Source organism: Nostoc sp. FACHB-280 (assembly GCF_014697615.1).
GTDB lineage: Bacteria > Cyanobacteriota > Cyanobacteriia > Cyanobacteriales > Nostocaceae > Nostoc_B.
The window spans coordinates 193,457-200,784 of sequence record NZ_JACJSD010000009.1; the positions used below are offsets into that span (position 1 = coordinate 193,457).

Annotated in this window: 6 protein-coding genes; 3 read left to right on the forward strand and 3 right to left on the reverse strand. The window is 39.3% G+C overall.

The features are described 5' to 3' along the window. Positions 1-249: 249 nt before the first annotated feature. Positions 250-882, forward strand: a complete 633-nt coding sequence (locus H6G75_RS09395) for a glutathione S-transferase family protein (RefSeq protein WP_190979672.1) — start codon at positions 250-252, stop codon at positions 880-882. A 403-nt stretch (positions 883-1,285) separates the two neighbouring features. Here the strand turns inward: H6G75_RS09395 and H6G75_RS09400 are convergent, their stop codons facing one another. Both H6G75_RS09400 and H6G75_RS09405 read right to left on the reverse strand, forming a co-directional pair. Beyond that, on the reverse strand, positions 1,286-2,005 hold the full coding sequence (locus tag H6G75_RS09400) for a dienelactone hydrolase family protein (RefSeq protein ID WP_190979673.1): 720 nt from the start codon (positions 2,003-2,005) through the stop codon (positions 1,286-1,288). A gap of 52 nt (positions 2,006-2,057) precedes the next feature. Next, positions 2,058-2,729 carry a phosphoribosyltransferase gene (locus tag H6G75_RS09405; RefSeq protein ID WP_190979674.1) on the reverse strand — a complete coding sequence of 224 codons (672 nt, stop codon included), beginning with the start codon at positions 2,727-2,729 and terminating at the stop codon, positions 2,058-2,060. A 580-nt stretch (positions 2,730-3,309) separates the two neighbouring features. Here H6G75_RS09405 and crcB (H6G75_RS09410) point away from each other — a divergent pair. Then, positions 3,310-3,693 carry a fluoride efflux transporter CrcB gene (gene crcB / locus H6G75_RS09410; protein ID WP_190979675.1) on the forward strand — a complete coding sequence of 128 codons (384 nt, stop codon included), beginning with the start codon at positions 3,310-3,312 and terminating at the stop codon, positions 3,691-3,693. Positions 3,694-3,707: 14 nt separating this feature from the next. On the opposite strand, the gene crcB (H6G75_RS09415) is transcribed toward crcB (H6G75_RS09410), so the two are convergent. After that, the gene (gene crcB / locus H6G75_RS09415; RefSeq protein WP_190979676.1) at positions 3,708-4,121 is read right to left on the reverse strand and encodes a fluoride efflux transporter CrcB; all 414 of its coding nucleotides are present in this window, start codon (positions 4,119-4,121) and stop codon (positions 3,708-3,710) included. 645 nt (positions 4,122-4,766) lie between these two features. Between crcB (H6G75_RS09415) and H6G75_RS09420 the strand changes: the two genes are divergently transcribed. Beyond that, the gene (locus H6G75_RS09420) at positions 4,767-7,001 is read left to right on the forward strand and encodes a peptidoglycan-binding protein (RefSeq protein WP_190979677.1); all 2,235 of its coding nucleotides are present in this window, start codon (positions 4,767-4,769) and stop codon (positions 6,999-7,001) included. Positions 7,002-7,328 lie beyond the last annotated feature (327 nt).

The window sequence follows — 7,328 nt, forward strand, 5'->3', positions numbered from 1 at the left end:
CCTATAACCCGAATTTCTCACGTATGGGTAGCGGGTGTGGAGAGAGAGGGGAGTGTGGGGAGTGTGGGGGGAAAGATTTTTTCACCATCCTCCCACACTTCCCACCCCTCCCACACCCCTGGATTTCTCACAAGAGAGAAATCCAGGTATAAATGTTGCTCTTGTCTCATTTCCAACCATCACCGCGATCGCATTTGTTGATACAGTATCTTTGTCCTGATTGGATTTTGGCTCAAAAATCTCAAAATTATGGCAAAGCTTACTGTTTACGGAACTCCTCTGAGTACTTATGTTCGCACTGTCCGATTGTTGCTTGAGGAAACAGGTGTAGACTATACCGTTCAAGACATTGATATCTTCAAAGGTGAAAATCAGTCGCCAGAGTACCTCGCCAAAAATCCTTTTGGTAAAGTGCCAACACTGGAAGTAGATGGAGAAGTAATTTATGAAACTCCCGCAATTACTGACTACCTGAATACAGTCTTTGCCAATAATCAGTTCAGCCTATCAGAACCGATGCTTCAAGCTCGGATGCGCCAGATTATCACAATTATTGATAACTATTTTTATCCGGCTGCGATCAGTAAAATTGTCATTCAACGCCTAATTGTACCAATTCGCGGTGGTAAGCCAGATAAGGAGCAAATACAAAATGCGATCGCACCTGCACAAAAAGCAATACAAGCAATTGAATCGATAACTGTTGGTAGCCCCTATCTACTCGGTAGCCAGCTAACTATTGCCGATTTTTTCCTCATTCCTGTTTTTATCTACCTTTCTCAAACTCCAGAGTATGAAGCGATTACTGCTCAAACTCCCAAATTGCAAGTTTGGTGGAATGCCGTTAAACAACTTCCGAATGTGGAAAAAGTCTGTGCGTAACTACAGTTAACTAGTAACACCTGATATTCTTACTTGTTAATTGTTTTCTCGGTTAGGTATCTTGCTTGTTGTGCTGTTTAGGTAGGCAAGATACTTATACATTAATAATGTGAAGCATCACATTAACAATGCAAAGCAACACATTAATGATGTAAAGCATCAGATTAACAACGTGAGGCATCGCATTAACAACGTGAAGCATTACATCAATGATGTAATAAGTCATTATACAGAATTAATTACACACATTCTTTTGCTGTTCCCCGTTCCCCTCCTCCACAAATGAATTTAATTTTGTGAAACTACTTACCAAATTGATATGAAGAAGCATATCATTCAATAAAGTTCAGTTTGGTGTGGTGTTTCACCAGGAATTTAACTGATAACTGATAACTGATAACTGTTAATTCAGCAACATACTTTGTAAATCTCTTGCGTCTGAATCAGATGCTTTGAGATAGTGTTTAAACCATCGACTTGCCAATTGTGCTACTTCTTCTAAAGTTCCCGGTTCACCAAACTGATGAGTTGCGCCAGAAATAACCTCTAATTGCTTGTTGAATGCAGGAATATTTGCCAGTGCATCTTCATTCATAGCGATGATGGGCAAGTCATTACCACCAACAATTAATAAAGTCGGGGCTTGTACACAAGCTAGAGCTTCACTAACTAAATCAGTTTGTCCACTACGAGAAACAACCGCTTGCACAGCCATTGGACGTGTAGCCGCAGCTAATAATGCCGCACTCGCACCTGTATCTGCACCAAAATAGCCAACCTTAAGATGACGAGTGCAGGGATTTTCTAACAACCAGTCAGTGACAGCAACTAAGCGGTTACTAAGAAAGCCAATATCACGGTGAAAATGTTTGGTACGTTGGTCTATGGCTTCTTCTTCTTTGGTAAGTAAGTCTATTAACAAAGTTGCTAGTTTCGCTTCCTGACGTAGTACATGGGCGAGATAATGGTTGCGAGTACTGTAGCGACTACTGGCACTGCCATGTGCAAACAATACCAGGCCTTCGGCATTAGCAGGTATAACCAATTCACCTTTGAGCCTGATGTTTGCGAGTTCCACAATGACTATTTGTTCTTCAACGTTAAGTAGTAATGTAGTATTCATAACTTGACCCTGATGATTAATAAAAGTAGATTGAGCCTTTGATTTTGCGTTTTTAGGCGTAGGTTTTATCTGCATTGTTAATAACTGTAGGTTTGGCTAGTAAATGCCGTACTTCTGCATCAGTTGTTTGCGAAAAGTCTTCATACCACAGACCGATCGCATACAATGACTCTGGCATCACTAAACAAACTATTTCATCAACTTCAGCTTGTAGCTCTTCGCAGGTGATTGGTGCAGCAATTGGTACAGCTACAATTAGCCGTTGGGGTTGCTGTTGTTTAACTACGGCGATCGCAGCACGCATAGTTGAACCTGTCGCAATCCCATCATCTACTAAAATGACAGTCCGATTTTTGATGTTTGGGAGGGGACGCTCACCTCGATAAGCGCGATCGCGTCGTTGTAATTCCCTCAATTCTTGGGTTGCAACTTTGTCAATTGTGCTAATATCTATACCCAAATTATTGATGACATCATAATTTAACACCCGCACACCACCCGCAGCGATCGCACCCATCGCTAGTTCTTCATGACTAGGTACACCCAGCTTTCTGACTAAACATATATCTAGTGGTGCATTCAGGCTGGTAGCGATTTCATAAGCTACGGGTACACCGCCACGAGGCAAACCCAACACTAACAAATCTGGATGGTTAGTATATGCTGTTAGTTTTTTTGCTAACATCTTGCCGGCATCACTGCGATCGCGAAATTTACTTGTCATAATCTCAAGCTCCCGTGGAGAGGGACATATAGCTGCCATTGTCTTCACCCTGCTGTGCCGAGAGGGTGAAAAGTGCAAATTGCTAGTTCAGCGAAAACTTACTTTTACAGTTCGATTGATGAAATTAATAGAGATATCTGGAAATTCATCCTCGCCACAGCATCTAAAGCGGTAGTCAGATATGTTATGAAAATTTGAAAGCTTGAATGCCAGGAATAATCAGACTTTTCCTCCTACCTGGTTGGTGAGCGTAGTCGAACCACTACCTCCTGCCTTCTGCTATCAAAATATCTCTTTCTCTCCCCACATATTCAACGTAACTAGCTATCTTGCTATTTGTGTGATCAATGCTCACAGCAATAAAACTTAATGCTAGTGATGAACATTTTTCACTTGATGATCTCATTTTCTTATACTTTAATATTATCTCTATCTGAGATTAAGTGGTTCAGATTGATACAAATCAATTCAAAAATTTTATATGTTTCAACAAAACAATATCAGTCGAGCCTAGTACTGCAAATATAGAAAAAACTGACTTCTGCATTGCGGCATATTTTCCGACTATTCCATTTAATATATGAACTTGATTATTGATGTTCCTTTAGCAATTATCCTTGGAGCCGTCCCAGGTGCGCTTAGTCGCTATTACTTAACCATATTATTTGGGCGCTGGTTTGGGCTAACCTTTCCCTATGGCACCTTGTTTATTAATGTATCAGGTGCTTTTTTGATGGGCTTTTTTGCTACCCTTGTATCCAAGTTTGCAATTTCTTCTACCGTATCTTTGTTAATCGCAGTCGGATTTTTAGGCTCTTATACAACATTTTCCACTTACGCTCTCGACACTTCTAACCTCTTACGCACGAAAAATTATCAAGCCGCATTACTTTACTGGTCTGGTACACCAATTTTGGGATTTCTCAGTATAGAATTAGGAATTTTATTAGCCAAAATACTGTGAATTAATTTGTCAAGCTACGTTTCTTTCTTCCCTTGCATAACTTCACCTATCTTATTTCCTAATAAGAGACCCACCAGTGATAAAACAGGACTAATTAGCCAGTAAATTAAACTCATTTCTAAACTCTGTTTTTCGATTAACTTTACTACATCTAATTCATAAGTAGAAAAAGTAGTATAAGCTCCTAAAAAACCAGTAGTAACTAATAGTCGGATTTCCGGACTAATTACAATTAATCTCCCCAACACCAACATCGTAAACAAACCCATCACAAAACAGCCACTGACATTAATTATCAGTGTGCTGTAAGGAAATGCTTGTCCAAAAAGCTGAGTCAACCACAAACCGAGATAATAGCGCGAAAGTGCGCCAGCTACCGCACCCAGACTAATACCTAAAGAGTTACGAAGCGCCAAATTTTGCAACATATATCGTTAGAGGTTGTTAGTAAAATATATGACTTAGTGTGAGTGCGATCGCTCTCTGACCTTATAAAATCACAGCATGTTAAAGCATAACTTGTTCCGAATGTGGCTACAAAGACAAAACCCTTGATTTTAGGTTAGTCCGCTTAGGCGGACTTTGTTTTTATAGCCGAACCAGTGCGTTGAGTGGCTTTGCCGACTCCCTCACTGGTGTGCGAATTCCATTCGTTGGGGCTAGGTGCTAACAATCGTTATAGCCGTGTAAAAATTTATAGTCATTTTTTATAGCGTTTCTCAGTATAAAGTGTTAAGTTTTTAGTAACCTCATAGGTCTGCTCCTCATAACCCCAATTGGCACAACAATGGCAATAGTATGGATAGCTGAAAAGCTTACCCATCAACTATTTAACCATCTCTAATTCCAAATGAGAGCATCTAGGGTTTAGCGGCCTTGAGGTCAACGTACACAAACAGTCACCACTCAAACTTACATCTTGCGTAAGCTGGCATTAGCGAAGTTATTAAAAGTGTTATATGATACTTGATTGTAAGTAAATTTCAATAGTCTCTGAGCATCTTATAAAGTTGATCAATTTACGCTGCCGACAAAATGTCTTAAATTTTACTTAATCTTGGTATTCTCTAACTATGGATACACTTGCTTATCTGCATTTAGCTGAAAGCTACGAAACCTCTGTAAATTCAGAATCAGGAAATCTTGCTGATTCTGACTTGTGCTATCCAGAACTCAACTGGGTACCAGAAAAGCGTGGAGCGTTTATGCTGCTTCTCTCCTGTGCTTTTGGTCTGAGTTCTTTGGGTTGGAGTAACCCAGCGCAAGCATTAAAAAAAGGCGAAAAAAATTCACAAGTAGCATCACTACAACAAAAACTGCAAGCAGCGGGATATTTTAAACAAGCTGTAACTGGATATTTTGGCCCTGTAACCGAAGCGGCTGTTATCAAATTTCAAAAAGCTCACGGATTAAAAGCTGATGGAGTTGTTGGTTCTCAGACATTAGCTGTACTAGAAGCTGATTTGGGAATAGCTACTCCAGCAGTTGTTAAACCTAAACCTGCGGTCACTAAAACTACTCAAAAAAAATCATCACCCCCCAGTTCTCAGACAAGCTCTCAGGTAAGTTTACAAAGAGGTGATCTGAGTTATGAAGTGATGGCAATTCAGCGAAAATTACAAGCAGCAGGATATTTTGACCAACCAGTCACCGGAGATTTTAACGCTGCAACAGAAGCTGCTGTTATGCAATTTCAGAAAGCACATGGACTTGTGAGTAATGGAATTGTTGATCAGCGAACTTTAACAGTATTAGAATCTGGTGCAAGTATCAAAACCACTACACCGCCCCAACCTGCCAAACCTGTTGTAGTCAACTCGCCAAAGTTGCAGCCTAATACCTCTATGTTACGCAGAGGTGATATTAGTGCAGACGTAAAATCTATTCAACAACAACTGCAAGCATCTGGATATCTCAAACAATCAATTACCGGGTCTTTTGATGCAGCTACAGAAGCAGCTGTACTGAAATTTCAAAAAGAACATGGACTCATTGCTGATGGAATTGTTGGGCCGAAAACATTAGCAGTCATGAAAGCGGAATCGAGCAAATCACCTACACCTACAAATCAAAACTCTATAGTTCCAGATAAATCGAAAGAACTCAAAACTCCCATCAAAAAACCAACTGCACCAGCACCAAAAACTAATTCCATCAAATTTGCCAGCGAACCCACTCAACCTATAAATCAGCCACCACAACAAGAACAAGCAAATAACGAAAAAGTATTAGCGGCTGCTGTTTCAGAATATGATTTCGCTCAACCTTGGCAATTAGAAACTAAAGATAATATTCAAAAAAATTCATCCAGTCATTCTCAAAAAATGACGCTCAAAAAAACAATTGCTGGGAAGATTTCGCCAAAATCTGTCGTACATTCAGGTAATGGGCTATTTTTTGCCCAAAACATGATGTACAACCATACAATCACTGTTTACAATCGGGAGCATAAATTAGTTAAAGTCATTCCCGATAAAGTTGATTTATCAAAATTTGGTTACTCCAAATTCAAAGGTAATTATCGCGGCGCACCTGTGGAAGCGAGTTTTTCCCAAGATGGGAAGTACGCCTGGATTTCTAACTACCAAATGTATGGCCCTGGATTTAACAATCCAGGTAGTGATAAATGTAATCCTGAGCAGAAAACAGATAAGAGTTTTTTGTATCGAATTAACACTGATTCGTTAGAAATTGATCATGTGGTTCAAGTTGGTTCAGTACCAAAATTTGTAGCGACCGCTAATGATGAAGGTTTAGTACTAGTTAGTAACTGGTGTTCTTGGGATTTAAGTGTTGTTGATACTGCTCAAAATAAGGAAATTAAAAGAATTCCCCTTGGCCCTTATCCGCGTGGTATAGCAATAGATGCAGCTACCAATCAGGCTTATGTTGCGGTTATGGGTTCTTATGATATTGCGAAGGTTGACCTTAATAACTTTTCAGTCAAATGGCTGAAAAATATTGGTAATGCACCAAGACATTTAAATATAGATCCAACCGGTAAATATCTCTATGCTTCTTTGAATGGAGAAGGAAAAATAGCTAAAATTCAATTGCCCCAAGGCAAGTTAATCAATAAAGTTTCTACAGGTAACGCTCCACGTAGTATGGTTTTATCAGAGGATGGACAAAGACTTTATGTTGTTAACTATAGTGACAATACAATTAGTAAAATTCGGACGAATGATCTAAAAGTCATACAAAAGGTGAATGTTGGTGCTAACCCAATTGGTATTACTTACGACCCACAAACTAGAGAGGTTTGGGTAGCCTGTTATTCTGGTAATATCATGGTATTTCAAGATTAAGTGATTATTGGGGCTAAATTGTAACTGTCTCTTCCTAGGGAGCGTTAGTAGTTACTAGATAGAAGAGACAGTTTTTTCTACTGATTTTCGGCAACTTATCCAATCAAGCGTCAGTTTATAGCACTAGCACTATAAAGCACATACATTTCTTTTATAGCTTGTTTATAAATATAAATATTTACTAGTTAACCAATGCTTTAAGAGGCTATTTATAAAGTAAATCTAAAGGCGAGTAGGAGGGGATGACGGCAAGAATTAAAATACCTGATATGCAGTGTATTTACGTAATTGCTTATGGCACGAAAGTCTTATCCCACAGACTTAAAT

Excerpts from the sequence above, each read along its gene's own strand:
- H6G75_RS09395 (WP_190979672.1), top strand. The coding sequence starts at position 250 with ATGGCAAAGCTTACTGTTTACGGAACTCCTCTGAGTACTTATGTTCGC.
- H6G75_RS09400 (WP_190979673.1), bottom strand. The coding sequence starts at position 2,005 with ATGAATACTACATTACTACTTAACGTTGAAGAACAAATAGTCATTGTG.
- H6G75_RS09405 (WP_190979674.1), bottom strand. The coding sequence starts at position 2,729 with ATGACAAGTAAATTTCGCGATCGCAGTGATGCCGGCAAGATGTTAGCA.
- crcB (WP_190979675.1), top strand. The coding sequence starts at position 3,310 with ATGAACTTGATTATTGATGTTCCTTTAGCAATTATCCTTGGAGCCGTC.
- crcB (WP_190979676.1), bottom strand. The coding sequence starts at position 4,121 with ATGTTGCAAAATTTGGCGCTTCGTAACTCTTTAGGTATTAGTCTGGGT.
- H6G75_RS09420 (WP_190979677.1), top strand. The coding sequence starts at position 4,767 with ATGGATACACTTGCTTATCTGCATTTAGCTGAAAGCTACGAAACCTCT.